Origin of the sequence: Bradyrhizobium sp. HKCCYLRH3073 (genome assembly GCF_051167995.1) — a bacterium.
GTDB lineage: Bacteria > Pseudomonadota > Alphaproteobacteria > Rhizobiales > Xanthobacteraceae > Bradyrhizobium.
In genome coordinates this window covers 106693-131256 of sequence record NZ_JBNPUD010000016.1, presented here as the reverse complement: position 1 = coordinate 131256, position 24564 = coordinate 106693, and the positions used below count along the sequence as shown (strand labels likewise).

The window sequence follows — 24564 nt, the reverse complement described above, 5'->3', positions numbered from 1 at the left end:
GTTCGCACATTCTGGCAGGTTTCGAACACACAAGAGCACGGAGCAGCCGTTAAACCCATCGCGCAGGGAGGGCCGGGCTGTCCGGCTGACCTGTGGTTCCTGCCCCGTGCATTCTTTCCGCACGGGGGCCACGGGCCTCAGCCGAGGCTCGGCCTTCCCTGCGCCCTCGCTTCGGAAGAGGGCGGAATTGATCGCAACGCTCGGACGCGAAAGCGGGCGCGAGGATGAATCATCGTGCCAAAAATTCGGTTGTCGTCCGCGCGAAGGCGGGGAGCCATCCTTGTCGACGCCGATGCGAGGCACGCTGGAGCGACGCGATGATGCGCCAACGGCCGCCGGTGGCGATGGATCCCGCGGTGGCTATGGATCCCGGCGTTCGCCGGGATGACACTGAACGGCAGGTGGTAGATGCGGGCTCGCGGATGGCGTTCAATGTGTCAGCCATGTCCCCGAACGCCCGTGAGCCATCTGTCCGAACGGTCGCCAGCGGCGCATGACGGAGAGAGGTTCATGGCGACCACCCCAGAAACCAAAAAGGCCGGGCAGGGCCCGGCCTCGATGATCAGATGACGCGGCCGTCCTCAGTAGGGAATCGGAATCCGGGTCGGGTAGCCACCGAGATCGGACGGCGCCATCAGCGGCTGGCGGTCGATCGGGCGGTTCAGGTTTTCGCGGGCGAACGACGGATAGCCGACGGCCGGCGGGAAGGCGTAATCCGAGAACTTGCGGTCGCCGGGAAGAACCTCGGTGCCGCCGTCGAGGAAGGAGCGGCGGGTGATGTAGATGCGGGTGCGCGGGCCGGACTGGTAGGAATAGTTCGGATTGCCGCTGCTATAGGTGGTCGTGACGCGACGCTTCGCGGGGGCGGCATCGGCCGAGGTGACGGCAAGAGACGTGACGGCAAGACCGGTCGCGGCGATCACCGCCAAGGCCATGACCCGGGTCGCAGCAGAAAATTCAATCATCACGTCCTCTTCCTCGCGCCAAAAGGGGCGGGCGCTCGCCATGCGCATGATTTGGCTCGCACAATATCTGGGTCGGCTGTGGCATCACAAGGTCATTCCCGCGGCCGCACCGAAGATAAATTCCCGCTGTGGCGGGAAAGTTGCATCAAAATCCGTCACTTGGCTGCCGATGCGGACGCCCGAATGGGGCGCGGTCACGCCCAGCAACATCCGGACGCAGGCGGACATTCACAGCGCGCCGCGCAGCCTCGGATTGGCGGTCGACGTCACCCAATCGGGGCTGCCGGTGGCGACGGCGGGTTCGTCGCAGCCGCCGCGCCGCTGATCGGACCCCGTGAACAGCTGGCTCAGGGCCCGGTGCCGGTCGGGCGCCAGCAGGGTCAGCCGGTTGAGCATGCAGCCGACCATGGCGCGGCGCGCCGGCATCGTCACGCCCTGGCACGACCAGCCGGAGATCCGCAAGCTCGGCTCGGCGATGGTCTTGAGAAAGCCGAGGCAGGCCCCGGCGCCCTCGGGCGCCCCGGCCCGGCGCACCAGGCCGACTGGGCCGAACCGGCTGTCGATCACGCCCGCGGTCTCGAGTTCGGAGGCGGTGCTGCGCCCCATCCGGACCGCGAGATCGGCCCGCGGATCACGCCTGGCATCGCGCTCCGATCCGAACCGGTAGACCTCGAGCTCGGCAGTCGGCCGATCGGCGGGCTCGCCCCAGCGCAGCACGTCCTTGCGGCCGCCTTCGGGGTGGGTGAGCACGGTATAGGTGGCGGTCCTGTCGGGCTGGTCGGTGAGGCGGAGCGAGAACGCCGGCACTGCGGCGTCGGCCAAGGTCCAGCCGGCGCGGCCGGGCGTGTCATCGCCGCGGTCGAGATGGTTCCAGCCGGCCACGCCGAGCATGGCGATCAGCGCCAGAGCCCCCACATAGGCGAACAGGCGCGCAAACGTGCCGCAGACCTCGTCCGCGAAGCTCTTGAGCCCTTGCAGGACGGACCCGGATCGGGGCGCTGCGGCTGTTCTGGCCGAATTGGACTGCATCGAATGCGAGACGTCGTGGTAACGTTGTGTCAGGGACGTTTCTCGCATAGAAGCGCTGCCGCTTCGGTTTCCGCTGACATACCCGGCCGGCCTTATTTCTTCGGAGAGTGAACGATGGGTTACAAAGTCGCAGTGGTCGGCGCGACCGGCAATGTCGGACGGGAAATGCTCAATATTCTCGACGAGCGCCAATTCCCCGCCGACGAGGTCGTGGCGCTGGCCTCACGCCGCAGCGTCGGCGTCGAGGTGTCCTATGGCGACCGCACCCTGAAGTGCAAGGCGCTCGAGCACTACGATTTTGCCGATGTCGACATCTGCCTGATGTCCGCCGGTGGCTCGGTATCGAAGGAGTGGTCGCCCAAGATCGGCGCCGCCGGCGCGGTGGTGATCGACAACTCGTCGGCCTGGCGCATGGATCCCGACGTGCCGCTGATCGTGCCGGAGGTGAATGCCGACGCCGCAGCCGGCTTCAACAAGAAGAACATCATCGCCAATCCGAACTGCTCGACCGCCCAGCTCGTGGTCGCGCTGAAGCCGCTGCACGACAAGGCGAAGATCACGCGCGTCGTGGTGTCGACCTATCAGTCGGTGTCCGGCGCCGGCAAGGATGCGATGGACGAATTGTTCTCGCAGACCAAGGCCGTCTACACCAACGACGAGCTGATCAACAACAAGTTCCCCAAGCGCATCGCCTTCAACGTCATTCCGCAGATCGACGTCTTCATGGAAGACGGCTTCACCAAGGAAGAGTGGAAGATGATGGCGGAGACCAAGAAGATCCTGGATCCGAAGATCAAGCTGACCGCGACCTGCGTGCGCGTGCCGGTGTTCGTCGGCCACTCCGAAGCCGTCAACGTCGAGTTCGAGAATCCGATCACGGCGGACGAGGCCCGCAACATCCTGCGCAACGCGCCGGGCTGTCTCGTGATCGACAAGCACGAGCCGGGCGGCTACGTGACGCCTTATGAGGCGGCCGGCGAGGACGCGACCTATATCAGCCGCATCCGCGAGGACGGCACGGTCGAGAACGGCCTCGCCTTCTGGTGCGTGTCCGACAATCTGCGCAAGGGCGCGGCGCTGAACGCGATCCAGATCGCGGAAGTGCTGATCAACCGCAAGCTGATCACCGCCAAGAAGAAGGCGGCGTAATAGACGCACGGTGCGCCGTCGCCCCGGTAAGCGTCATGGCCGTCGCATATGACAATGGAAGTCTGGGGATCGTCTGTCTCTAAGTCGTCATGGCCGGGACAAGCCCGGGCATGACGGAGTCACTAATCAGAAGGGTCGTTCGCGGGCGAGACCTGGTGGGATGACCGAGCGGATTCGGGGTGGGGTCGAAATTGGCTGAGAGCAGCAAGACCGAGTCAGCGGCGCAAGCGCCCGTGCCTGCCAAGCACGCGCCGGGTCCGCTCGAGCGCGGGCTTGAAGGCTTCCTGTTCAAGAGCCGCTGGCTGATGGCGCCGTTCTATGTCGGCCTCGTCGTCAGCCTCGTCGTGCTGCTGTTCAAGTTCGTGCTGCTGCTGTGGGAGAATATCGTTCATCTGCCGTCCGCCAAGGAGAGCGACATCATCCTCGGCGTGCTCAGCCTGATCGACGTCTGCCTGACCGGCAATCTGGTGCTGATCGTGGTGTTCTCCGGCTATGAGAACTTCGTCTCGCGCATCGATCCCGGCGGCCATCCCGACTGGCCGGAATGGATGACCAAGGTCGACTTCGCCGGCCTGAAGCAGAAGCTGCTGGCCTCGATCGTCGCGATCTCGGCGATCCAGCTCTTGAAGGCGTTCATGAATCTCGACGCCGGCTACGACTCGACCAAGCTCGCCTGGCTGGTCGGCGTGCACATGACCTTCGTGGTGTCGACCCTGATGCTGGCGCTGTCGGACCGCTGGTCGGGCGACCATTGATGGGCGGCGAATAGCGAGGCGCGAATGGCGAATAGGGCAGGTGAGCTACTCGCTGTTCCCCCTTCGCTATTGGCCAGCGCGCGCGCTCTTGAATTCCTTGGTCGCCCTGTCCAGCACGAACAGCGATCCCTCGGCGACGCCGAAATAGGCGCCATGGAGCTGAAGGTCTCCCGCCTCGACGCGGCTGCGCACGAACGGGAAGGTCATCAGGTTCTCGAGGCTGCGGAACACCGCGGCCTTCTCGATCCGGGTGACGAAGTCCTGCATGCTCTCATGCGAGCGCTGCTCGACGACCTCGCCGGGCTTGATGAACATCGACATCCAGCGGCCGATGAAGTCGCCGGGCGACAGCGGCGCGGCCTTGTCGACGAAGGCGCGGATGCCGCCACATTGGGCATGGCCCAGGATGACGATGTGCTTCACCTTCAGCACGGTGACGGCATATTCCAGCGCCGCCGAGACGCCATGCGCGTTGGCGTCCGGCTGATAGATCGGCACCAGGTTGGCGATGTTGCGCAGCACGAACAGTTCGCCGGGGCCGACGTCGAAAATCACTTCGGGCGAGACGCGCGAGTCGCAGCAGCCGATCACCATCACTTCGGGCGACTGGCCGCGCTCCGAGAGCTCGAGGTAACGGCTCTGTTCGGTCGGCAGGCGTTGGGTGGTGAAGGCGCGGTAGCCTTCGAGCAGGCGTTGCGGAAACGAGATCATGGATCCTGCCTAAACACATGCGGCTTCCGGGAACAAGCCTTTCGGGCCGGCTCCCGAAATGGTATCGCGGGCCGCGCCGATAAACCAAGGGAAACGCCGCAATGATCCGCCCGCGCCGCAGTCTTTTGTTCATGCCCGGCTCCAATGCGCGCGCGCTGGAGAAGGGGCGGAACCTGCCGGCCGACGGGCTGATCCTCGATCTCGAGGATTCGGTGGCGCCGGACGCCAAGGCCGCCGCCCGCGACCAGATCGCCAAAGCGGTGGCGGCCGACGGCTACGGCAAGCGGGAACTGCTGATCCGCGTCAACAGCCTGGATACGCCCTGGTGGAGCGACGACGTCGCCATGGCCGGACAGGCGGCGACCGACGGCATCCTGGTTCCCAAGGTGTCGACCGTCCAGGACCTCCGCCTGGTCACGGATCGTCTGGCCGAGGTCGGGGCTGATCCGGCGCTGAAGGTATGGGCGATGATCGAGACGGCGCGTGCCGTGCTCGATGCCGATCTGCTCGCGGCCACCGTGCACGAGCAAGGCTCGCGGCTCGCCGGCTTCGTGTTCGGGCCCAACGACATCTCGCGCGAGACCCGCATCCGCATGCTGCCGGGCCGCTCCACGATGCTGCCGATGATCAGCCACTGCATCCTGGCAACGCGCGCCCATGGGCTGGAGATTCTAGACGGGCCTTACAGCGATTTCGCCAACACCGACGGCTTCGCGCAGGAATGCATCCAGGCCCGCGATCTCGGCTTCGATGGCAAGACGCTGATCCATCCCGGCCAGATCGACGCCTGCAACGCGATCTTCACCCCGCCGGCCGACGAGGTCGCTGCGGCACGCAAGATCATTGCCGCGTTCGCGCTGCCGGAGAATGCCTCGCGCGGCGCCATCCAGATCGACGGCCGCATGGTCGAGCGGCTGCATGCCGAGATGGCGCGGCGCACGATCGCGATCGCCGACGCGATCGCGGCGGCAGCGAAGTGAGGCGTCAGATGCGCCGCAGACTGAGGATGTAGTTGACGAGGTCGCCGCGCTGCTCGGCCGTCAGGATGACGTTCGGCATCGTCGGATGGCTGCTCTGCAGGAACACCTTGAGCGACAGCTCGGTCGTCGACGGCATGTTGGCGACCGCCACGAAATCGGGGGCGGTCGTGGTCTGGGCTCTCGCTCCGCTGGCGTCGATGGCGTGGCAGGTGCTGCACCAGGCCTCCGCCAGCTTGCGCCCCGCCTGCACGCTGTCGGCGGCCGGCGTCACGCCGCCGGCATTGTGCAGCCGGATCAGCAGCATCGCGCCGAGCGCGAGCAGGATCGCCGCGCCGACATGGAGCCAGGTGTTGCGGTGCAGATTCGGCAGGCTCATCGCGTAGCTCCGCTGGGCGGGAGGGAGACGGCGATCAGTGCTTGACCGCGGCGGCGCCCAGACGGTCGATGGTCGGGGCGTTGAGGCAGTACTCCTCGTAGTGCTCGGCGCTCGTGCCGGCGGCAAGATCGCGATGGCAGCGCGGCTTGTCCTTGCACATGGCGCAGACGCGCTCCATGTCGCGCAGCACCAGCGGCTCGGCGCGCCCCAGCGCGGCCTCGTCGATGCCGAGCGCCTTCAGCATCTGCGGCAGCTCGTCGGCGGCATGCTCGCCATGGCGGACCAGCTCGTCGAGATCTGCCGGCGTGACCTGCAGGTCCATCGCGATGCGCTCGAAATCGTCGCGGTCGAGCTGCCGGAGCTCGCTCAGCTCACGCCGATGCCGGAGCCATTGCGCGAACGTATCGATCAGGAACTGGACCCGCGGATAGGGCTTTGCGTCTACGGTCATGACACGTCTCCGATGATTGACCGCAATCAATCACCGGGTGGACGCGCGGACGTTGCGGTAGATCAAGCAGCAAATCGGCCCTGCGCCGGCCGCAAAGCTGCGCGGCGACGGTCAGCGCGGGGCAAATCGCTCGGCTGCCCACGCATAGAGGCTGCCGGGGATCGGCGCCTCGCCGCCGCGACCCTTCGGCGAGATGTGCAGGCCGATGATCTGGGGATCAGCGATCAACCCGGAGAAGTCGGACGGATCGAAGAACGCCTTCGGCTCGGCATGCACCGCGTAGAAGCTGCGCTTCGGCAGCGCATGGCGCAGCGAGCCATGGCGGCGGGCCAGCGCCGTCAGCGCGGCCGGGCCGAAGATGGCGACGCGGATGTCCGACAGGCGGTCGGAGCCGCCGCGCAGGCGGCGCAGCGCAAAGGTGAGGCGGTGACGCAGCGACAGCCAGTTCGGCGTCAGCTCGTCCTGCGCCATCAGCGCGGTGAATTCGGCGACGATCGGATCCTCCGGCGGCAGGTAGAGCACGGAATTGCCGAGCTGCCGCGGCCGCTCCCAGGCGAAGTAGGGCAGAGCCGGATCAATCTCGACCGGCCTGAGCAGCAGCACGTCGGCATCGAGCCAGAGGCCGGCGCGTTGTGCCATCAGCCGCATCCGGAAGAAGTCGCTGAACTGCAAGGTGGTCCAATCGCGCCAGCTGCCGTCGGGCTGCGGCGGCCTGAGACGTTCGGAGAATGCGTAAGGAAGGATCGCCTCGGCCTCGGCATTGCCGACCCCGTCGGGCAGGCCGGGCAGCGGATCGAAGCTGTAGACCGTGACCTTGTGGCCGGCCGCGAGCTGCGACCGCAGGCAGGTCTGGCGCAGCCGGTCGAGCGGCCCCCGCCAGAAGGTCACGACCTCGGGCACTACACGCGTCAACGGCGGACCTGCTGGGCTGCTCTCGAAACAAGGCCCCGGACGAGGTCCGGGGCCCGTGAACTCTCGGCTGTCAGGCGGGGCTCAGGCCCAGGCGCGCTCGGCCAGCTTGGCCTCATAGCTGTCGATCGAGGCCTTCTTTTCCAGCGTCAGGCCGATGTCGTCGAGCCCGTTGAGCAGGCAATGCTTGCGGAACGGATCGATGTCGAACTTGACGGTGCCGCCGTCGGGACCGCGGATCTCCTGCTTGGCGAGGTCGACCGTCAGGGTCGCGTTGGCGCCGCGCTCGGCGTCGTCGAACAGCTTGTCGAGATCGGCCTGCGACACGCGGATCGGCAGAATGCCGTTCTTGAAGCAGTTGTTGTAGAAGATGTCGCCGAACGAGGTCGAGATCACGCAGCGGATGCCGAAATCGAGCAGCGCCCAGGGGGCGTGCTCACGGCTCGAGCCGCAGCCGAAATTGTCGCCGGCGACCAGGATCTTGGCGTTGCGGTACGCCGGCTGGTTGAGCACGAAATCCGGGTTCTCGCTGCCGTCGTCCTTGTAGCGCTGCTCCGAGAACAGGCCCTTGCCGAGGCCGGTGCGCTTGATGGTCTTCAGGTACTGCTTGGGGATGATCATGTCGGTGTCGACATTGATGATCTTCAGCGGCGCGGCGACGCCTTCCAGCGTGGTGAACTTGTCCATCGGGGCACCTTCGAGAATACGGGCAGGCCGCTGTTTAGCCCGAACGGCAGGACGGATAAAGTCAAAATCCCGGTGCTATCGGCGGGATCGTCAGTCGACGGACGCCTCGATCGCCTCCATGTCGTCGTCGGACATTCCGAAATGATGGCCGATCTCGTGGATCAGGACATGGCGGACGATGTGGCCGAGGCTCTCGTCGTGCTCGGCCCAGTAGTCGAGGATCGGTCGGCGATAGAGCCAGATCATGTTGGGCAGGCGCGGCAGGTCGTCATTGCTGCGAAACGGCAGTCCCGTGCCCTGAAACAGGCCGAGCAGGTCGAACTCGCTTTCGGCCTGCATCTCGTCGAGCACCTCCTCGGTCGGAAAGTCGTCGACCCGGATGACGACGCCCTCGCACATCCTGCGAAAATGCTCGGGCAGACGCTCGAACATCTCGTGCGCCATGACTTCCATGTCGGCGAGCGAGGGGGCTTTCAGATCTGTCCACATTGCCGCCTTCTAGCCCGGCTTTGATCATCTTGCATCTTGGTTCTATGACATGTGTGGCGGAGCTGGTTGACGCAGGGGATGAAACCGGCGACCGTGACGCGCGAACTGGGGGTTGGGGGACAGATGAGGCAGATGTCGATGGTGCTGGCCGGAGCGGCGCTGGCTGCGGCGGTCGTGGTCTCGATCTCGGCGGCAGCGCAAGCGGAGCAGGCCGCCGGCGCGCGCGGCGCCGTGCAGAGTGAGGTGAGCACCGATCTCTCCGCGCAGCGCCGGCAACGACGCATCCAGATCTATCCGCGCTACGAGGGTCATTGGCAGCCCGACGTGGTGCCGCGCTTCAATCCGGGGCCGAACGCAGTTCGGGTATGCGATGCCACCTATGTTCCGGAGCATCGGCCGAGCGGCACCGTGATCGTCCCGCATATGAGTTGCATCTGGCGACGCGGCTGACTCCTGGGTCCCCCGCACTGATCGGCTCGGCAGGCGCGCACATGATCTGGTCGCGATCGATCGCGACGTTGCCCTGATGTTACCGTCCGGACACAGTGCCGATATGTCGCGCACTGCGGCGGAACCACGCGCGACATTCGGCATTCTGCTCCTGCGCAGGTCTTCATGTCCCATTCACGTCGCTCGTTCGAGACTGATCTGCGTCGCGCTGCTGCGGCCGCCATTCAGGCAACTGACAAGGCGGAATGTACGGAGCCGGACGTGATGTCAGGCGATCGAGGGAGAAGTTCATGACTGTGATGAAACTGTTGGGCATCGCGGCGGTTGGCGCCGTTCTCGTGATGGCTGCCCCCGCCGAACGCGCGCAGGCGCTGTCGCTGATCAATCCGGGCGCCGCGACCGCGGTGCAGCAGGGCACGGCGCAGGAGACCACTCAGGCGCATTGGCACGGCCGCCGGCATTGGCATCCCCGGCGCCACTATTATCCTCGGCATTACTACCATCCGCGTCATCACTGGCGGCCGCATCACTACGGACATCGCCATCACGGCCGCTGGTAAGTCGCGCTTTCCGTCCGATCGAGACAATGACCGAAATCATGCAGGCCCGCTTTGCGGGCCTGCATGTTGATGGGGGCTGGCAACGAGATTCGCCGTGAAACCATCAGTCGACAGAACCTGGTTCGGGATCGGCATTGTCACGGTGGCGATGCTGCTCGCAAGTTCCGCCGCCACCTCTCCTGTCGCCGCAGCTCCCGCCGTTACGCAGGCGCGTCAGACCGTCACGGATGCTGGCCCGCGCCGGCAGGGTCGCCGATCGAAGCCCGTGGTGGCGACGGCAGAGGTGCCGCATTATCTTGACCGTCCCACGGACTACACGCCAGCCTATCCGCCGGGACCCTTGGTTCTGTTCACGCCGTTCTACGATTGAGGCCGTGTCCGCAAGGCGCGTTGCGTTTCCTGCGTGTGGTTAGTTGCGAAGTCCCCGCACGACCAGCACGTGAGCCGTTGTGCCGTCATCCGTGATCCTGAGTTGCAGGACGACGTAGAGGCTCCCGTGCATCTCCTTCGCCGCGACGCCACGCCGCAGATGCGCGTGCAACGTGCATCATTCATGCCGCATTCACGTCGCTATCTCTACGTTCATGATGGGGGTGCGCGAATCCACCGATCGGACGACCAGCATCGGCGCTGCATGGGTCCATCGTTGCACAGCATTCAGGGAGAAGGGACCATGATGAGGATGAAGGACCAGCGTGCTGGTCTTGCTCGTCGCCTCAGTCTTGCGGCGGCCACACTGTTTGTCTTGGCGGGCGCGTCCGGACGGCCTGCGCTTGCGATGTCGCCGGTGAGTCCCGGTGCCGGCTCCGCCACGCAGACACCTTCGGACGTGTTGGCCGTTCAGGTCCGAGGCCCCGGTGGCGGCGGGCATCCCGGCGGTGGTGGATTCCACGGTGGGGGCGGTGGCGGCTTCCACGGCGGTCCGGCGTTCCACGGCGGAGGCGGTGGCCCGGCGTTCCATGGCGGCGGCGCCATGTTCAGGGGTGGCGGCGGCAGTCCCGCGTTTCATGGGGGAGGACATGCCTTCGGCGGTGGTGGCCCGCGTCCGGCCTTCCACGGTGGTGGCCCGGCATTCCATGGCGGATTCGGTCCGCGGCCGGTGTTCCATGGCGGTGGCTATCATTATCGTCCGCACTACGCCTACCGGCCGTACTTCCACCATCACCGCCGTCATTTCTACGGCTACCGCAGCTACTACACGCCGATTTATACGACGGGCTACTACTATCCCTACCGTCGCTGCCGCGTCGTCTGGACCCATTACGGGCCACGCCGCATCTGCCACTACCGGCATTGGCGGGGTCATCACTGGCGCCATCATCACCGATGGCATCATCGCCACCGCCACCACTGGCGCTACTACTGATCGTGCTTGAAGTTCGACAAAACAGGAAGGGCGCCCAACGGCGCCCTTCTCTCATTTCAGGGGGATGGAGTGAGGCGCGACAGTCAGAGCCAGTCCTTGAACTGCCAGTTCTTCACGCTCAGCTTCCACGGCACCAGCGTCTCGATGCGCCATTTGGCAAAGCGGCCGGGCGGCCAGTTCGACAACCGCCGCTCCTCCTTCGGAGCCTCCGGCTGGGCGATGATCTTGGCGGGCGGTGTCTTGCGGCGCTGGCGTGTCGCATCGCGGATGAGGTCGACGTATTCCGGCTTGTCGGCCATGTCAGGCTCCTCGGCACGTTCCTCTGCAGACGCGGCGCGTCCGGTGGTAGGATTTTGCGCCCGCGGTCCTAAGAAAGTATTGCCGAACTGCCAAGACTTCACTGAAGATTCGTACCGATCATCACGTCGTGCGCCAGAGCGGATCGTCAGAAGCAACCGACCTCACGATCACTGCGAATGTCAGGACTTTGCTTTCTTCGAGGCCAGTTGCATCCGGCTGGTCAGATCGGCTTTCTCCATCAGCTGCTTCTTGGCTTCCAATTGAGTCTTGCTCGCGAGCGCTGCCTTCTCGCTGAGTTGGCGCTTGGCTTCCAACTGATGTTTCGCAACGGCTTCGGCTTTGCTCGCAAGCTGCTTCTTGGCCTCAAGTTGCATTGATGCAGGATCAGACATTGTCGTGCTCCTTCGCAAGTCCGGGGATATGAATTTTTACGAAGTCGACTTGTTCATCCGTAAGCCCATCGAAAAGACGTTCGGCGGTCAGGTCTTCGGCTGTGAGTTGGCAATCCTTGGTAAGGCTGGGGTCCTTGCCTTGTGCAGCAAGGTCGACTTGATGTTCAAAGCCAGCCTGGCAGAGCTTGGAAAGCGCGCAGGCGATGCAATCGCTGCGATCCCGTCGCGCGCTCAAATAGCTCTTCTCTGCGATGCAGAACTCGTCGAAGTCAGGGCCGTCGTAAGGATTTTGAGGATCGACATTGAATGGATGAATCATACGATTCTCCCGCCCGACGGCGCCTGACCGATCAAATCATAAGAGACCTGTCTTCGAATTGCAACCTTGAAGAGTGCAGTCAGTAAACCGCTCGCACCGCAGCAGGTCGACGATCAGTTCGAAATAAATGGCCGGACATCCCGACGTTTCCGGCGCAAAGTTGAAGGCGTCGGCAGGCATACAAAGGCGACGTTCGTTGACACGAACGTCGCCTTTTGAAGTCGAGCAACGCAGAAAGCGATGACCGGGCGGCTTGATCAGCGCCAGTCGCGCACGTCGACGAAGTGTCCTGCGATCGCAGCCGCCGCGGCCATCGCGGGTGACACCAGGTGGGTGCGGCCCTTGAAGCCCTGGCGGCCTTCGAAGTTGCGGTTCGAGGTCGAGGCGCAGCGCTCTTCCGGCGCCAGCTTGTCCGGGTTCATGGCAAGGCACATCGAGCAGCCCGGCTCGCGCCATTCGAAGCCGGCCTTGATGAAGATCTTGTCGAGGCCCTCGGCCTCGGCCTGCTCCTTGACGATGCCCGAGCCCGGGACGACCATCGCGTTGACGTGGCCGCTGACGGTCTTGCCTTCGGCGATCTTGGCTGCGGCGCGGAGATCCTCGATGCGGCCGTTGGTGCAGGAGCCGATGAAAACGCGGTCGAGCTTGATGTCGGTGATCTTGGTGCCCGCGGTCAGGCCCATGTACTTCAGCGCGCGATGCTTGGAGATGCGCTTGGCCTCGTCTGCGATCTTGTCCGGATCGGGCACCACGCCGGTCACCGAGATCACGTCCTCGGGCGAGGTGCCCCAGGTCACGATCGGCGGCAGCTTGGCGGCGTCGAGCCTGAGCTCATGGTCGAAATGCGCGCCGTCGTCGGAGCGCAGCGTCTCCCAGTAGCGCATCGCTGCGTCCCAGGCGGCGCCCTGCGGCGCCTTGGGACGGCCGCGCAGGAAGTCGAACGCCTTCTGGTCGGGCGCGACCAGACCGGCGCGCGCGCCGCCCTCGATCGACATGTTGCAGACGGTCATGCGGCCTTCCATCGACAGCGCGCGGATCGCCTCGCCGGCGTATTCCAGCACGTAGCCGGTACCTCCCGCGGTGCCGATCTCGCCGATGATGGCGAGGATGATGTCCTTGCCCGTCACGCCGTCCGGCAGCTTGCCGTCGACGGTGACGCGCATGTTCTTCGCCTTCTTCTGGATCAGCGTCTGTGTCGCCAGCACGTGCTCGACCTCGGAGGTGCCGATGCCGTGCGCCAGCGCGCCGAACGCGCCATGCGTCGAGGTGTGGCTGTCACCGCAGACGATCGTGGTGCCGGGCAGCGTAAAACCCTGCTCGGGGCCGATGACGTGGACGATGCCCTGGCGGCGGTCGAATTCGTTGTAATATTCGATGCCGAATTCCTTGGCGTTCTCCGCCAGCGCCTTGATCTGCTCGATGCTCTCCGGATCCGGATTCGGCTTGGAACGGTCGGTGGTCGGCACGTTGTGATCAACCACGGCCAGCGTCTTCTCCGGCGCATGCACCTTGCGCCCGGTGGCGCGCAGGCCTTCAAACGCTTGCGGCGACGTCACCTCGTGCACCAGGTGGCGGTCGATGTAGAGCAGGCAGGTGCCGTCCTCGGCTTCGTGCACCAGATGGTCGTTCCAGATCTTGTCGTACAGGGTGGTCGGCTTCGACATGAGCGAATGCTCCCGGGAATTTAAGGTTTGAGACACGACGCGTGACGGGCACGCGCGAACAATCAGGAAGAGGCGCTGCGGCTTACAGCGCGCGCCTAAGCTCGGACGTCGCAGACGTCGCGAACCTTCCGAAGAACCGCCCGGGCAGCCGGCTATGATCGTCGATGACGACGCGGCGGCAGGCCATGCTGGTGCGATCTAGAACCATTTCAGGGCGATATATAGCACGCGGGCAAGGGAGTGCGAGATGCGTTTGCGCCCGCCGTCATTGCGAGCGAAGCGAAGCAATCCAGGGCTGAGCGAGGACTCTGGATTGCTTCGTCGCTCCGCTCCTCGCAATGACGGTGCCCAAAACAAAAAAGCGCGGGACCAGCCCGCGCTCTTCGTCAATCCATGGGAAGCAACGATTACTCGTTCACCGCGGCCTGCTGGCGGTCCTGCTTCTCGACGATGCGGGCCGACTTGCCGCGCAGCTGGCGCAGGTAATACAGCTTGGCGCGACGCACCTTGCCGCGGCGCACGACCTTGATCGAGTCGATCATCGGGGAGAGGATCGGGAACACGCGCTCCACGCCCTCGCCGTAGGAGATCTTGCGGACGGTGAAGCTCTCGTTGATGCCGCCGCCGGACCGGCCGATGCAGACGCCTTCATAGGCCTGCACGCGCGTGCGCTCGCCCTCGACCACCTTCACGTTGACGATCACGGTGTCGCCCGGGCCGAACTCCGGAATGGTCTTGTTGGCGGACAGCTTGTCGAACTGCTCTTTTTCGAGCTGCTGAATCAGGTTCACGGGTAAATCTCCATCGGCGGCGCGCCCAGCCGGGTCACGCGGGGGCTGCGCTTGTTCCTGCCGTCACTTGCGGAATTGGGCGCTCCTATAAGCCAAAGCGCGAGGCTTGTCACCCGTCTGTCGTGCTTTTTGGCGCTTTTTGGCTGGTCCTGCTTTGTTCCAGGGTCTGGCGCACCTGCCATTCGGCCCACAGATCCGGCCGCCGCGCTTGCGTGAGCGCCTCGGCCTGCGCGCGCCGCCACGCCGCGACCTTGGCGTGATCGCCCGAGGTGAGCACATCCGGAATGGGACGGCCCTCGAACAGCTGCGGGCGCGTGTATTGCGGGTACTCCAGTAGGCCGTCGGAGAAGCTCTCGTCAGTGCCGGATTCGAGCTTGCCCATCACACCGGGCAGCAGTCGCACGCAGGCGTCGATCAGCACCAGCGCGGCGATCTCGCCGCCCGACAGCACATAATCTCCGATCGAGACCTCGATCAGCTCGCGCGCGTCGATGACGCGCTGGTCGATGCCTTCGAAACGGCCGCAAACGATCAGCGGGCCGGGACCGTCGGCAAGCTCGCGGACGAAGGCCTGGGTCAAGGGCCGACCGCGCGGGCTCATCAGCAGCTTCGGCCGTTCGGGTGCGACGGCGGCGGCATCGATCGCGGCGGCCAGCACGTCCGCGCGCAGCACCATTCCCGGGCCGCCTCCAGCCGGCGTATCATCGACACTCCGGTGCTTGTCGGTCGCCGAGGCCCGGATGTCGCGCGCCTCCAGCGCCCAAATGCCTGATGCCAGCGCCCGGCCGGCGAGGCTCACGCCCAGCGGCCCGGGAAACATCTCCGGAAACAGCGTCAGCACAGTCGCGCGCCAGGGCGCGGTCGGAGAGGGCGAAGTGGTCATGGCGCTCTGTTACGGCAGCGGCGAAGCAAGATCGAGCCCCGATCGCTCAATGCGGCGCCGTCATCTCGCGGCTGATGCTCCACCACCGGTGTCGTCCCGGACAAGCCGTGACGCGCATCAGCGCGTCGCGGCGCCGATCCGGGACCCATACCGCGTGATGTTGGAAAGTGGCACGCGGCCAGTTCCGCGCAAGCCAATCGGCTGCGGTGGCTATGGATCCCCGCTTTCGCGGGGATGACGAGCTGAGTTTTGGGCGGCAGCATCGTCCTCAGCCGACGCCGTTTCATCGGCCGAAGCTCGATCCTCGCCGTCAATCTCGGCCGGCAACTCGATGATCACCCGGCCGCCTGCCAGATCGACCGTCGGCACCACGGGATTGGTGAACGGCAGCATCAAGGTGCTGCCGGAGGGCGGGGCGATCTCGATGATGTCGCCGGCGCCGAAATTATGGATGGCGAGCACACAGCCGAGGGGTGCGCCCGCCGTAGTCTCGGCGGCAAGCCCGATCAGGTCGGCGTGGTAGTATTCGTCGTCATCCGTCTCGGGCAGGCGGTCGCGCGGCACGTAGAGCTCGAGCCCGTTGAGCCGCTCGGCGGCGTTGCGGTCGGTGACGCCCTTGAAGCTGGCGACGAGGTGATCCTTCGCCTCGCGCGCCTTCGCGACTTCGAGCGAACGACTGCCGTCCTTGGTCGTCAGCGGGCCGTAGTGCAGCACGGCCAGCGGATCCTCGGTGAAGGTCCATAAGCGGACCTCGCCGCGCACGCCGTGCGCGGCGCCGATCCTGGCGACGCAGATGAGCTTGGACATCAGCGGGCCTCGTCCTTCGAGACGCGCGCAACGGCGCGCTCCTCAGGACGAGGAGCGATCACCTCATGCTGAAGAGCACGGCGCAAGCCGTGCGTCTCGAAGCATGAGGCCTCGCTCGTCAAGGGACCTTAGCCCTTGGCGGCGGCTTCGGCCTGCGCCTTGCGCTCCTTGCGCGGCACGGCCTTGATCGGGTTCTGGCGGGCTTCGCGCTTCTTGACGCCGGCGGCATCGAGGAAACGGGCGACGCGATCCGACGGCTGCGCGCCCTTGGCGAGCCAGCCCTTCACCTTCTCCATGTCGAGCTTGAGGCGCGCCTCGTTGTCCTTCGGCATCAGCGGATTGAAGTAGCCGAGACGCTCGATGAAGCGGCCGTCGCGCGGAAAGCGCGAGTCGGCGACGACGACGTGATAGACCGGGCGCTTCTTGGTGCCGGCACGGGCGAGACGAATGACGACGGACATGAAAGTTCTCCTTAGGTGTCGATGTCTTGATACGAAGTTGGATGGGTCGTCATTGCGAGCGAAGCGAAGCAATCCAGAGCGGCGTGCGCGACTCTGGATTGCTTCGTCGCTTCGCTCCTCGCAATGACGGGAGTGAGGTCATTTCTTCTTCCCCGGAGGCAGGCCGAGACCCGGCAGGGTCGGCTTGCCGCTGAGACCGGTGAGGCCCGGAAGATTGGGCAAGCCGCCGCGCAGGCCAGCGGGAAGATCCTTCGGCAAATTCGGCAGGCCGCCGGGCATGCCGCCCGGCATCTTCTCGGCCATCGCCTTGAGCTGCTCCGGCGAGGGCATGCCGCCACCGCCGCCAAAACCCATCGCCTGGGCGATGCCGGCGAGCGGGCCGCGCTTGCCGGAGCCCATAGCCTTCATCACGTCGGCCATGTTCCGGTGCATCTTCAAGAGCTTGTTGACGTGCTCGACGCTCTGGCCGGAGCCGGCAGCGATGCGCTTCTTGCGGCTGGCCTTGAGCAGGTCGGGATGCTTGCGCTCCTCGCGCGTCATCGAATCGATGATCGCGACCTGGCGCTTGAGGATCTTGTCGTCGATCCCGGCGGCGGCGATCTGGTTCTTCATCTTCGAGATACCGGGCATCATGCCCATCAGCCCGCCGATGCCGCCCATCTGCGCCATCTGCTGCAGCTGCTCGCGCATGTCGTTGAGGTCGAACTGGCCCTTGCGCATCCGCTCGGCGGCGCGCGCGGCCTTCTCGGCGTCGATGTTCGCCGCGGCCTTCTCGACCAGCGAGACGATGTCGCCCATGCCGAGGATGCGGCCGGCGATGCGCGAGGGATAGAAGTCCTCCAGCGCGTCGGTCTTCTCGCCGGTGCCGAGCAGCTTGATCGGCTTGCCGGTGACCGCGCGCATCGACAGCGCGGCGCCGCCGCGGCCGTCGCCGTCGATACGGGTCAGCGCGATGCCGGTGAGGCCGACGCGCTGGTCGAACGAGCGGGCGAGATTGACGGCGTCCTGGCCGGTCAGCGAATCCGCGACCAGCAGGATCTCGTGCGGGTTGGCGACCGCCTTGATCTCGGCGGCCTCCTTCATCATGTCCTCGTCCAGCGTGGTGCGGCCGGCGGTGTCGAGCAGCACCACGTCATAGCCGCCGAGCTTGGCGGCCTCGATGGCGCGGCGTGCGATCTGCGGCGGCATCTGGCCGGCGACGATCGGCAGGGTCGGAATGTCCAAGTCGCGGCCGAGCACCGCGAGCTGCTCCATGGCGGCCGGACGGTAGACGTCGAGCGAGGCCATCAGCACCTTGCGCTTGTCGCGCTGAACCATGCGCCGGGCGAGCTTGGCAGTGGTGGTGGTCTTGCCCGAGCCCTGCAGGCCGACCATCATGATCGGCACCGGCGGCACGGCATTGAGGTCGATGGTCTGGCTGTCGTCGCCGAGCGTCTTGACCAACTCGTCATGGACGATCTTCACGACCATCTGGCCGGGGGTGACCGACTTGACCACGGTGGCGCCGATCGCCTGCTCGCGCACGCGCTCGGTGAAGCTGCGGACAACCTCCAGTGCGACGTCGGCCTCGAGCAGCGCCCGGCGGACCTCGCGCATCGCGGCGTCGACATCGGCTTCCGAGAGCGAACCACGCCCCGTCAGCCGATCGAGAATGCCGCCAAGCCTTTCCGACAGATTGTCGAACAATGCCGTATCCTTTGCCCTTGCCGGGCGCTCGCTTCATTGCCGCCCGTCATCGCCGCGTGCTGCGGCCGATGACGACCATATAGAACTCGGCAGACCTGCCGAAACCATCAATCCAAACACCTTTGCGCCCGAGGGCGCACAGCGCTGTCGGGCGGTGACCTCCGGCCTCCAGGGCCGGGCGGTGGCTCGAAAAGACGAAACTTTCCGAAATTCGGCCGGGTTAAACCCTCCACAGCCGGAAAAGTCAAGGAAACTTGCTTCTCGCCGTCCCGTTGCCGGACCCTGTACGGCCGCTTACCTCTTGTGCCAGTTCAGCTTTCCCTTCGCGAGGACGACCTTGCTGCGCCGTTCCAGGACCTATTCCGGCCCCGTCACCGACCATTTCGACGGCAAGCGCTTCTACGATCCCGACGGCGTTCCGCCCAAATCCCTCTCCCAGGTGCTGCGCTGGCAATTCGACCGCAACGGCAAGCGTTCTCGCTGGCCGTCCTGGGCGCCGAGCCCGCACGCCGACACGCCGCCGCACCGGATCGACGGCGAGACGGTGCGGCTGTCCTTCATCGGCCATGCCAGCTGGCTGGTCCAGACCGGCGGGCTCAACATCCTGGTCGATCCTGTCTGGTCGGAGCGGGTGTCGCCATTCGCGTTCGCCGGTCCCCGGCGGCACAATGATCCCGGCATCGCTTTCGACGCCCTGCCGCACATCGACGTCGTGCTGGTGTCGCATGGGCACTACGATCATCTCGACATCCGGACCTTGTCGAAGCTGACCGCGCGATTTTCGCCGCGGGTTGTCACGCCGCTGGGCAACGACCTCACGATGATCGACGCTGACGCCAAGATCCGCGCCGAGGCGTATGACTGGCACGATCGCGTGACCTTGAACGAGGAGGTCGCGGTGACGCTGGTGCCGACGCGGCATTGGACGGCGCGCGGCCTGTTCGACCGCAACAAGGCGCTGTGGGCGAGCTTCGTGCTGGAGACGCCGCGCGGCCGGCTCTACATCGTCTGCGATTCCGGTTACGGCACGGGCAAGCATTTCCGCCGCGTTGCGGAGCAGCACGCGCCGATCAGGCTCGCGATCCTGCCGATCGGCGCCTACGAGCCGCGCTGGTTCATGCGTGACCAGCACATGAACCCGGAGGATGCCGTGCAGGCGCTGCAGGATTGCGGCGCGGAGGCCGCGCTGGCGCATCACCACGGCACGTTCCAACTGACCGACGAGGCGATCGACGCGCCCGTCCACGCGCTGCACGCCGCGCTCGATTCGGCCGGCATCCCACGCGAGCGTTTTGGCGTGCTGAAGCCGGGGCAAGTGTTGGAGATTTAGTCCGCTGTCGCAACAACAATGGTGTCGTCCCGGCCTTGAGCCGGGACCCATAACCACCGAATCAAGTTTTGCGAAGGCCGGCAGCTCCATCTCGCGCGATAACATCCGCCGCGGCGTATGGGTCCCGGCTCAAGGCCGGGACGACACTGAGTTTGTCGTGGCCGCGTCGCGTCTCACAGTATGAGACAGACTTATACCTACTGCGCCGGCTTGATCGCCCAGGTCACGTTGACCGTGATCGACAGCGTCTCCTCGCCCTGTGCCACCGGTGTCGGCGTCGCGGCCATCGGCGCGGCGAAGGTCTTGGCGCGGAACACCGGCGCCGGAGCGCCGTCCTCGGCGATGTTGAGCGGCTGGCCGAGCGTCACGCCAGCGGCCTTGGCGTAGATCTCGGCCTTGCGGCGCGCGTCGGCGACGGCCTTCTCGCGCGCCTGGTCGAGCAGCTTGGACGGCTCGGCGACGCTGAAATAGATGTTGCCGACGTCGTTGGCGCCGGCGCCGACCAGCGTGTCGATGACGCTGGCGACCTTGCCGACATCGTGCACCTTGATGGTGACGCGATTGCTGGCGCGATAGCCGGTCACGGCCGGCTGGCCCGGCCGGTTCTGCGCATATTGCGGCTGAATCGACAGCCGCGACGTCTGATAGTCCTTGTCGGCGATCCCCGCGCTCTTCAGCGCCTGGAGCACCTTGGCCATCGCGGCATTGTTGGCCTCGGCGGCCTCGCGCGCCGTCTTCGCATCCGACGCCACCCCGGCGTCGATCTGCGCCAGATCCGGCGGCGCCGTCACGCTGGCCTCGCCGCTGACGGTGATTGCCGGGGTGTCCTGGCGCGCGATGTCGTCCGCCAGCGCCGGCAGTGTCGTAGCGGCCGCCAGTGTGGCAACAAACATCGATCTGATCATCATGGTGCTCACTTCAGCGGCACGTAGACGTTGATGACGAGCTTGTCCTCGGCCGTCTTCAAGGGGTCGGTCAAATACTCCTCGATGAAGGTGTCCTTGGCCTCCAGCCGGCGCTCATCAAGGTGGTTGGTGATCGCCTCGTAGGTGTTGTCCATGTTGTCGTAGGAGCCGCGATGGACGAACTTCAGCGCCTTGCCCTCGGGCGACTGGCCGATGCTCATGCCCTTGCCGAGCGTCTTCGGCTCCTGCTCGATCGGCATCTCGGCCAGGAAGGTGAAGCCGGTGTCGTCGGTCGAGGTGTAGACGATCATGCCGTTGCCGGCGGGCTTGATGCCCTGCTTGTCCAGCGTGGCCGACAGCGACTTGAAGGAGTCGATCAGCGTATCGAATGCGTTGTCCCAATTGGCGGTGCCCTTGACGAGGACGACCTTCTTCGCCTCGAGCTTGATCTCGTCACCGAAGGCGTCGCCCGCCTGGGCCGGCGCCGCGGCCGGCGGCGGCGTGGCGGGGGACTGGGCCGCGGTCGGAGATGACGACGGCGCGGGGCTCGCGCTGGCGGCCGGCGTCGGGCTGGTCGCGGGCGCGGGACTGGCCGACGCGGCAGGTGCAGGAGAGGCCGGTGCCGAGGGAGCCGGTAGCGCGCTCGGGGCTGGCGCAGGCGTGGCCGATGCCGCCGGAGCCGGCGAGGCCGACGGCGCCTGGGCTCGGGCGGGCGTGCCGCCGAGCAGGAGCGCGACCGAGCTCACGGCCAGAACAAGGCGGAAAGTGCTGAGATTCATTCGACTATTCTCCAGTGGCCGTGCTGCTTTGCCCGGTTCGTGCCGGCGAATGAACCGGTCCTAACATGCTCGGCGGCGCGGCGTCCCATGACAGATGCGTCATGTCGCTCTGCAGGCTGGTCAATGCCGCGCCATTCGCCATATAAGGCGGACACAATTTGGATATTTTCATGAGCGCGCTGGCCAACCACAGCTTCGTCAAGATGAACGGGATCGGCAACGAGATCGTCGTGGTCGATCTGCGCGACGTGAAGCATGTCGTCACGCCGGACGAGGCGCGGGCGGTGGCATCCCGCGTGCCCTACGACCAGCTGATGGTGCTGCAGCCGCCGCGGCTCGACGGCACCGAAGCGTTCATCCGCATCTACAACAATGACGGCTCGGAGTCTGGCGCCTGCGGCAACGGCATGCGCTGCGTGGTGCGCCAGGTGTTCGGCAAGACCGGCCAGACCAGCGCGACGTTCGAGACCCGCGCCGGACTGCTGAACTGCTGGCAGGGCCCGGCGCCCGACCTCTACACCGTCGACATGGGCGTGCCGAAGTTCGGCTGGCAGGAGATTCCTCTCGCCGAGGAATTCCGCGACACCCGCTACATCGAGCTGCAGATCGGCCCGATCGACGCCCCGATCCTGCATTCGCCGTCGGTCGTCAACATGGGCAACCCGCACGCGGTGTTCTGGGTCGAGGACATAAACGCCTATGATCTGGAGCGCTTCGGGCCGCTGCTGGAAAACCACCCGATCTTCCCCGAGCGCGCCAACATCACGCTGGCCCACATCGTCGACCGCGACCACATCACGATGCGGACCTGGGAGCGTGGCGCCGGGCTGACCAGGGCCTGCGGCTCGGCGGCGTGCGCGACCGCGGTCGCGGCGGCCCGTCTGAAGCGCGCCAACCGGATCGTGCAGATGACGCTGCCCGGCGGCGAGCTGACGATCGAGTGGCGCGAGCGCGACGATCACGTGCTGATGACCGGGACCGCGACCTTCGAATATGAGGGGCGGTTCGAGCCAGAGCTGTTCGCCAGCGTCGCATGAGCGTCGATGTCGTCACCTTCGGCTGCCGGCTCAACGCGTTCGAATCCGAGCTGATCGCGAAGCATGCCGAAGCGGCCGGCGCCGACGACACCATCGTCATCAACAGCTGCGCCGTCACCAACGAGGCGGTGGCGCAGGCGCGGCAGTCGATCCGCAAATTGAAGCGCGAGCGCCCCGCGGCGCGCATCGTCGTGACCGGCTGCGCCGCGCAGACGCAGGCTGGCATGTTCGCTGCCATGCCCGAGGTCGACCGCGTCATCGGCAATGACGACAAGCTGCGGCCCGATGCGTGGCGCGCGACGGCGCAGGCGCTGGCCTCGCCACGATTCGGCATCGAGGCTTTCGAGAAGGTCGCTGTCTCCGACATCATGGCGGTGACGGAGATGGCGCCGCATCTGGTCGACGGCTTCCAGCGCGGCCTGCCGCGGGTGTTCGTCCAGGTGCAGAACGGCTGCGACCATCGCTGCACCTTCTGCATCATCCCGTTCGGCCGCGGCAATTCGCGCTCGGTGCCGATGGGCGCCGTGGTGGATCAGGTGCGGACGCTTGTCGAGCGCGGCCATGCCGAGATCGTGCTCACCGGCGTCGACCTGACGAGCTACGGCGCGGATCTGCCGGCGACGCCGAAGCTCGGCAGATTGGTCAAGCAGATCTTGCGCCACGTTCCGGAGCTGCAGCGTCTACGCATCTCCTCGATCGATTCGATCGAGGCCGATGCCGACCTGCTCGATGCGCTCGCGGATGATGCCAGGCTGATGCCGCATCTGCATCTGTCGCTGCAGGCCGGCGACGATCTGCTCCTGAAGCGCATGAAGCGGCGACATTTGCGCGCCGACGCGATCGCGTTCTGTGACCAAGTGCGGCGGCTGCGTCCGGATATCTCGCTCGGCGCCGATCTGATTGCGGGATTTCCGACCGAGACCGAGGAGATGTTCTCGCGCTCGATCGACCTGGTCGAGGAATGCGGCCTGACGTTTCTGCACGTGTTTCCGTATTCGCTGCGCCCGGGCACGCCGGCGGCGCGCATGCCGCAGGTGGATGGCGCCGTCATCCGCGATCGCGCCAAGAGGCTGCGGGCCGCGGGAGAGGCGGCGTTGCTGCGGCGTCTGGATGCCGAGATCGGCAGCGAGCGCGAGGTGCTGATCGAGAGCGAGACGCAGGGGCGGACGGAGCACTATCTGCCGGCGGCCGTCCGCGGCGCTGTGCCGGGGACGGTGCAGCGGTTGATGATCGTCGGGCATGATGGCGCGAGGCTGTTAGTCCAGGACTCCGTCATGCCCGGGCTTGACCCGCCTGCGCGGCCGTAGCCGCTTCGGGGCGGCGAAGGCCCGGACATCCACGCCGCCTTGGGCAACTGAGACGTGGATGGCCGGGACAAGCCCGGCCATGACGAGTGGAGAGAGACGGGCTCACTCCCCGTTCCACCCGCACAGCCGCAGCCGCTCATGCATGTGCAGCGGCGCTGGTGCGACGACCTGCACCGGGGGCTTGTTCTTCGACAGCGGGATCGAAATCTCCCGCGCATGCAGATGCAGCCGCGGCTCGCCGAAGCGCGGCCCGTTGCCGTAGATGTTGTCGCCGACGATCGGCCAGCCGGATGCGGCGGAGTGCACGCGCAGTTGATGCGTGCGGCCGGTGACCGGTTCCATGGCGAGCCAAGTGAGCTTGGGTGTCTTGGTGGATTGAGGTTCGCTCTCTCCCCCGGCACCCTGCGCTCCCTCCCCCCTTGTGGGGGAGGGTTGGGGAGGGGGGTGGCTCCGGGCGACACTGCCCGTGGGGACCCCCGCCCCCGCCCCCTCCCCGCGAGGGGGAGGGGAGTCGGTGTCGCAAGTCGAGATCGAGATCTGAGGTGGGGGAGTGAGAGAATATGACCTCCCCAACACCCGCCATTTCGTCACTGCCGGCTGGCCCTGCGGGTCCGGTTTCTGCCACCAGCCGCGTTCGGCGTTGAGCTTGCCGAGCGGGAGCTCGATCACGCCCTCGTCAGCGTCGGGCCCGCCTTCGACGACAGCCCAATAGGTTTTCGAAATCTTGCCATGCTTGAACAAAAGCCCGAGCGACGCCGTTGCCTTGCGATGACGGCCGAGCACGAGACATCCGGAGGTTTCCTTGTCGAGCCGATGCGCGAGCACCGGCGGGCGCGGCAGGCCGAAGCGCAGCGCGTCGAACGAGGCTTCGAGGTTCGGCCCGCCCTTCGGTCCCTTGTGTACGGGAATGCCGGCCGGCTTGTCGATCACCAGCATCAGCCCGTCGCGGTGGAGCACGCGGGCGAGCATCTCCTCGTCGGTGGGTTGGTTAATGTCCATGGAAACCGTAACGCGGGTGTGAGCTTT

At 65.9% G+C, this 24564-nt stretch carries 30 protein-coding genes; 10 read left to right on the top strand and 20 right to left on the bottom strand.

Annotation, left to right across the window (positions count from 1 at the left end; translation table 11 throughout):
• Nucleotides 1-581: 581 nt before the first annotated feature.
• Together ACQR1X_RS28505 and ACQR1X_RS28500 are read right to left on the bottom strand one after the other, a co-directional pair.
• Nucleotides 582-965 carry a hypothetical protein gene (locus tag ACQR1X_RS28505; RefSeq protein ID WP_316180278.1) on the bottom strand — a complete coding sequence of 128 codons (384 nt, stop codon included), beginning with the start codon at nucleotides 963-965 and terminating at the stop codon, nucleotides 582-584.
• 228 nt (nucleotides 966-1193) lie between these two features.
• Nucleotides 1194-1994, bottom strand: a complete 801-nt coding sequence (locus tag ACQR1X_RS28500; RefSeq protein ID WP_315800745.1) for a hypothetical protein — start codon at nucleotides 1992-1994, stop codon at nucleotides 1194-1196.
• A gap of 114 nt (nucleotides 1995-2108) precedes the next feature.
• Between ACQR1X_RS28500 and ACQR1X_RS28495 the strand changes: the two genes are divergently transcribed.
• Both ACQR1X_RS28495 and ACQR1X_RS28490 read left to right on the top strand, forming a co-directional pair.
• Nucleotides 2109-3143 carry an aspartate-semialdehyde dehydrogenase gene (locus tag ACQR1X_RS28495; protein WP_434884107.1) on the top strand — a complete coding sequence of 345 codons (1035 nt, stop codon included), beginning with the start codon at nucleotides 2109-2111 and terminating at the stop codon, nucleotides 3141-3143.
• Between the two features lie 233 nt (nucleotides 3144-3376).
• The gene (locus tag ACQR1X_RS28490) at nucleotides 3377-3898 is read left to right on the top strand and encodes a TIGR00645 family protein (RefSeq protein WP_315800743.1); all 522 of its coding nucleotides are present in this window, start codon (nucleotides 3377-3379) and stop codon (nucleotides 3896-3898) included.
• A gap of 66 nt (nucleotides 3899-3964) precedes the next feature.
• On the opposite strand, the gene ACQR1X_RS28485 is transcribed toward ACQR1X_RS28490, so the two are convergent.
• Nucleotides 3965-4609, bottom strand: a complete 645-nt coding sequence (locus tag ACQR1X_RS28485) for a carbonic anhydrase (protein WP_434885598.1) — start codon at nucleotides 4607-4609, stop codon at nucleotides 3965-3967.
• Between the two features lie 101 nt (nucleotides 4610-4710).
• Between ACQR1X_RS28485 and ACQR1X_RS28480 the strand changes: the two genes are divergently transcribed.
• Nucleotides 4711-5589 carry an HpcH/HpaI aldolase/citrate lyase family protein gene (locus ACQR1X_RS28480; RefSeq protein WP_434900085.1) on the top strand — a complete coding sequence of 293 codons (879 nt, stop codon included), beginning with the start codon at nucleotides 4711-4713 and terminating at the stop codon, nucleotides 5587-5589.
• 4 nt (nucleotides 5590-5593) lie between these two features.
• Here the strand turns inward: ACQR1X_RS28480 and ACQR1X_RS28475 are convergent, their stop codons facing one another.
• The 5 genes from ACQR1X_RS28475 to ACQR1X_RS28455 form a co-directional block, all read right to left on the bottom strand.
• Complete coding sequence (locus tag ACQR1X_RS28475; RefSeq protein ID WP_315800740.1) at nucleotides 5594-5965, bottom strand: c-type cytochrome; 372 nt, start codon at nucleotides 5963-5965, stop codon at nucleotides 5594-5596.
• A 34-nt stretch (nucleotides 5966-5999) separates the two neighbouring features.
• Nucleotides 6000-6416 carry a DUF6455 family protein gene (locus ACQR1X_RS28470; RefSeq protein WP_316215503.1) on the bottom strand — a complete coding sequence of 139 codons (417 nt, stop codon included), beginning with the start codon at nucleotides 6414-6416 and terminating at the stop codon, nucleotides 6000-6002.
• A gap of 111 nt (nucleotides 6417-6527) precedes the next feature.
• The gene (locus ACQR1X_RS28465) at nucleotides 6528-7328 is read right to left on the bottom strand and encodes a hypothetical protein (RefSeq protein ID WP_434900084.1); all 801 of its coding nucleotides are present in this window, start codon (nucleotides 7326-7328) and stop codon (nucleotides 6528-6530) included.
• A gap of 81 nt (nucleotides 7329-7409) precedes the next feature.
• Nucleotides 7410-8012 (bottom strand): 3-isopropylmalate dehydratase small subunit, encoded by a 603-nt coding sequence (leuD, locus tag ACQR1X_RS28460; protein WP_315800737.1) that lies wholly within the window; start codon nucleotides 8010-8012, stop codon nucleotides 7410-7412.
• Nucleotides 8013-8102: 90 nt separating this feature from the next.
• On the bottom strand, nucleotides 8103-8501 hold the full coding sequence (locus ACQR1X_RS28455; RefSeq protein WP_315800736.1) for a metallopeptidase family protein: 399 nt from the start codon (nucleotides 8499-8501) through the stop codon (nucleotides 8103-8105).
• Between the two features lie 141 nt (nucleotides 8502-8642).
• Between ACQR1X_RS28455 and ACQR1X_RS28450 the strand changes: the two genes are divergently transcribed.
• The 4 genes from ACQR1X_RS28450 to ACQR1X_RS28435 all read left to right on the top strand — a co-directional run bounded on the left by ACQR1X_RS28450 (nucleotide 8643) and on the right by ACQR1X_RS28435 (nucleotide 10877).
• The gene (locus ACQR1X_RS28450) at nucleotides 8643-8951 is read left to right on the top strand and encodes a hypothetical protein (protein WP_410051388.1); all 309 of its coding nucleotides are present in this window, start codon (nucleotides 8643-8645) and stop codon (nucleotides 8949-8951) included.
• Between the two features lie 290 nt (nucleotides 8952-9241).
• Nucleotides 9242-9511, top strand: a complete 270-nt coding sequence (locus ACQR1X_RS28445; protein ID WP_315800734.1) for a hypothetical protein — start codon at nucleotides 9242-9244, stop codon at nucleotides 9509-9511.
• Nucleotides 9512-9605: 94 nt separating this feature from the next.
• Nucleotides 9606-9881, top strand: coding sequence for a hypothetical protein (locus tag ACQR1X_RS28440; RefSeq protein ID WP_315800733.1), 276 nt, complete (start codon nucleotides 9606-9608; stop codon nucleotides 9879-9881).
• A gap of 303 nt (nucleotides 9882-10184) precedes the next feature.
• Entirely contained in the window at nucleotides 10185-10877 is a 693-nt protein-coding gene (locus ACQR1X_RS28435; RefSeq protein WP_316238536.1) for a hypothetical protein, read from the top strand.
• A gap of 83 nt (nucleotides 10878-10960) precedes the next feature.
• On the opposite strand, the gene ACQR1X_RS28430 is transcribed toward ACQR1X_RS28435, so the two are convergent.
• The 9 genes from ACQR1X_RS28430 to ffh form a co-directional block, all read right to left on the bottom strand.
• A complete protein-coding gene (locus ACQR1X_RS28430) occupies nucleotides 10961-11176 on the bottom strand; it encodes a hypothetical protein (RefSeq protein ID WP_315800731.1) in 216 nt (71 codons plus the stop codon).
• A 180-nt stretch (nucleotides 11177-11356) separates the two neighbouring features.
• On the bottom strand, nucleotides 11357-11569 hold the full coding sequence (locus ACQR1X_RS28425; protein WP_316180291.1) for a hypothetical protein: 213 nt from the start codon (nucleotides 11567-11569) through the stop codon (nucleotides 11357-11359).
• Entirely contained in the window at nucleotides 11562-11888 is a 327-nt protein-coding gene (locus ACQR1X_RS28420; RefSeq protein ID WP_434900083.1) for a hypothetical protein, read from the bottom strand. The genes ACQR1X_RS28425 and ACQR1X_RS28420 overlap by 8 nt, the downstream gene beginning before the upstream one ends.
• Before the next feature lie 257 nt (nucleotides 11889-12145).
• Entirely contained in the window at nucleotides 12146-13552 is a 1407-nt protein-coding gene (gene leuC / locus ACQR1X_RS28415; protein ID WP_316238535.1) for a 3-isopropylmalate dehydratase large subunit, read from the bottom strand.
• A gap of 407 nt (nucleotides 13553-13959) precedes the next feature.
• Entirely contained in the window at nucleotides 13960-14343 is a 384-nt protein-coding gene (gene rplS / locus ACQR1X_RS28410; RefSeq protein WP_315800727.1) for a 50S ribosomal protein L19, read from the bottom strand.
• A gap of 109 nt (nucleotides 14344-14452) precedes the next feature.
• Nucleotides 14453-15226, bottom strand: a complete 774-nt coding sequence (gene trmD / locus ACQR1X_RS28405) for a tRNA (guanosine(37)-N1)-methyltransferase TrmD (RefSeq protein ID WP_434900082.1) — start codon at nucleotides 15224-15226, stop codon at nucleotides 14453-14455.
• 210 nt (nucleotides 15227-15436) lie between these two features.
• Nucleotides 15437-16033 carry a ribosome maturation factor RimM gene (gene rimM, locus ACQR1X_RS28400; RefSeq protein WP_434900081.1) on the bottom strand — a complete coding sequence of 199 codons (597 nt, stop codon included), beginning with the start codon at nucleotides 16031-16033 and terminating at the stop codon, nucleotides 15437-15439.
• 128 nt (nucleotides 16034-16161) lie between these two features.
• A complete protein-coding gene (rpsP, locus tag ACQR1X_RS28395; RefSeq protein ID WP_008964221.1) occupies nucleotides 16162-16494 on the bottom strand; it encodes a 30S ribosomal protein S16 in 333 nt (110 codons plus the stop codon).
• Between the two features lie 138 nt (nucleotides 16495-16632).
• Entirely contained in the window at nucleotides 16633-18180 is a 1548-nt protein-coding gene (ffh, locus tag ACQR1X_RS28390) for a signal recognition particle protein (RefSeq protein ID WP_434900080.1), read from the bottom strand.
• A 337-nt stretch (nucleotides 18181-18517) separates the two neighbouring features.
• On the opposite strand from ffh, the gene ACQR1X_RS28385 reads away from it, so the two are divergent.
• Nucleotides 18518-19510, top strand: coding sequence for an MBL fold metallo-hydrolase (locus tag ACQR1X_RS28385; RefSeq protein WP_434900079.1), 993 nt, complete (start codon nucleotides 18518-18520; stop codon nucleotides 19508-19510).
• A 197-nt stretch (nucleotides 19511-19707) separates the two neighbouring features.
• Here the strand turns inward: ACQR1X_RS28385 and ACQR1X_RS28380 are convergent, their stop codons facing one another.
• The gene (locus tag ACQR1X_RS28380) at nucleotides 19708-20418 is read right to left on the bottom strand and encodes an SIMPL domain-containing protein (RefSeq protein ID WP_434891438.1); all 711 of its coding nucleotides are present in this window, start codon (nucleotides 20416-20418) and stop codon (nucleotides 19708-19710) included.
• A 5-nt stretch (nucleotides 20419-20423) separates the two neighbouring features.
• Nucleotides 20424-21194 carry a GyrI-like domain-containing protein gene (locus tag ACQR1X_RS28375; protein WP_316180301.1) on the bottom strand — a complete coding sequence of 257 codons (771 nt, stop codon included), beginning with the start codon at nucleotides 21192-21194 and terminating at the stop codon, nucleotides 20424-20426.
• A gap of 170 nt (nucleotides 21195-21364) precedes the next feature.
• Here ACQR1X_RS28375 and dapF point away from each other — a divergent pair, with 170 nt between their 5' ends.
• Both dapF and mtaB read left to right on the top strand, forming a co-directional pair.
• Nucleotides 21365-22231 (top strand): diaminopimelate epimerase, encoded by an 867-nt coding sequence (gene dapF / locus ACQR1X_RS28370; RefSeq protein ID WP_316215508.1) that lies wholly within the window; start codon nucleotides 21365-21367, stop codon nucleotides 22229-22231.
• Nucleotides 22228-23538 carry a tRNA (N(6)-L-threonylcarbamoyladenosine(37)-C(2))-methylthiotransferase MtaB gene (gene mtaB / locus ACQR1X_RS28365; protein WP_434900078.1) on the top strand — a complete coding sequence of 437 codons (1311 nt, stop codon included), beginning with the start codon at nucleotides 22228-22230 and terminating at the stop codon, nucleotides 23536-23538. The genes dapF and mtaB overlap by 4 nt, the downstream gene beginning before the upstream one ends.
• 102 nt (nucleotides 23539-23640) lie before the next feature.
• Here mtaB and ACQR1X_RS28360 read toward each other — a convergent pair whose 3' ends face one another.
• Nucleotides 23641-24537 (bottom strand): RluA family pseudouridine synthase, encoded by an 897-nt coding sequence (locus tag ACQR1X_RS28360; RefSeq protein ID WP_434900077.1) that lies wholly within the window; start codon nucleotides 24535-24537, stop codon nucleotides 23641-23643.
• Nucleotides 24538-24564: the final 27 nt, after the last annotated feature.